The sequence below is a fragment of the Nocardioides pinisoli genome, from assembly GCF_024199985.1.
GTDB classification, from domain to species: Bacteria; Actinomycetota; Actinomycetes; order Propionibacteriales; family Nocardioidaceae; genus Nocardioides; species Nocardioides pinisoli.
The window spans coordinates 1-1,505 of the sequence record NZ_JANARS010000018.1; the positions used below are offsets into that span (position 1 = coordinate 1).

1 protein-coding gene is annotated in these 1,505 nt (G+C 67.6%); it reads right to left on the bottom strand.

Translation table 11 applies throughout. The features are described from left to right. Positions 1-300: 300 nt before the first annotated feature. Positions 301-1,380 carry an IS110 family RNA-guided transposase gene (locus NCI01_RS21875; protein ID WP_254183613.1) on the bottom strand — a complete coding sequence of 360 codons (1,080 nt, stop codon included), beginning with the start codon at positions 1,378-1,380 and terminating at the stop codon, positions 301-303. Between the last annotated feature and the right edge of the window lie 125 nt (positions 1,381-1,505).

The following is a 1,505-nucleotide window of genomic DNA, read 5'->3' on the forward strand; positions in this document are numbered from 1 at the left end:
CTGATATGTAGTCCGCGGTTGTCAAGAGTGCAGGGTGAGGCGCCGCCGGCACTGGGTGTGCTGGCGGCGCCTCGTCTTGGCCTGGTGGTGTCATTGCCCTGCCGCAGCGTGTCGTTGTCGACGCGCGGTCGATGCTGATATTCGCGGGTTGGCTACCGCAGGACGGCGTGCGGCAGGAGGGATCCGCTTGTCTGAGGTCGAGCGTCACGACCGTGGTCGTGGCTCACAGCCGAATCGCGGACGGGTCTCCTCGCGCTGCTCGTCAGGGCTTCGACGGGCCGGCCAAGTTTCGGGGCTCGGCTACTCCAGCACGGCCAGTGACCAGCACCAGCCGGCGAGCTCGCGGGCGATCGCGGTGTTGGCGATGGTGTGCTTCTTGTGCCGGCGGGTGTAGCCAGCCCAGCGCTCGTTGAGCCGCTGGTTGGCCGCGTGGGCCCGCACGCGGGCTGTTTCGGGTGCTTGGTCCCAGCGGGCGCGTAGGACGGGGCCGACGGTGTAGCGGGCCTTGTGGTGCCAGGCGGCTTCGATCAGCAGCCGTCGGGCGTGGCTGTTGCCGGTCTTGGTGATCCCGCCTTGTCGTCGGGACTGGCCGCTGGAGTACTCGCTAGGCACCAGCCCGAGGTAGGCGCCGATGCTGTGCCCGGTGAACCGCTGCCAGTCGCCGACCTCGACTGCAAGCGCGAACCCGGTCAGGGTCGAGATCCCGCGCAGACAACACAACCGACGGGTCACGTCGGTGAACTCGCTGTCGGCGGCCATCTGGGTGATCAGTGCGTCGAGGCGATCACGACGGGCCACGGCGAACTCGATGGCCTCCAGGTCGGCCTCGTAGGCGCACCTGGTGCCGGGCTCGTCGAACCGGATCCGGTGCAACCAGGCGTGGTGCTTGGCTGACCAGGTCCGGCCGCCGTAGTAGACGTGGCCATGGCGCAGCAACAGCTTGGAGACCCGGTGTCGAGAACGCATCAGGTCGCCGCGGACGTCCTCACGTGCCCGGACCAGGTCACGGGCGGCTTCCTGGGCGATTGTGGGCACCCGAACGCTGGTGATGTCGTCGTTGCGCAGCAGCTTCGCCAGCTGCAGTGCATCACGGGCGTCGGTCTTCACGCGATCACCTCCGGGTCGCGACAGCTTCGACGGCGCGGCGACGTCACAACGGATCCCTGCTGCGACCAGTGCCCGGGCCAGGCCGAATCCGGTTGGTCCTGCCTCGTAGGTCACCGCGATCGGGCCAGGCAGCCGCGACAGCCACTCCAGCACGACCTCGTTCGAGGGAACCAGCCGCTCTTTGAACAGTTCGCCGGTCGTGGTGTCGATCGCAGTTGCGACGACCGATCGTGCGTGCACATCGAGTCCAACGCTCGTACGCTCAGTGAACACCGGGGCCTCCTATGCCTGTGGATAGGTCGAGCAGGCCACTCCTGCCCGACAACCCACGTACATGCATGTGAGAGGCCCCGGCCTGCAACCCCCTCAGTCCGAGGCGGTCACGTCATACCGTCTGA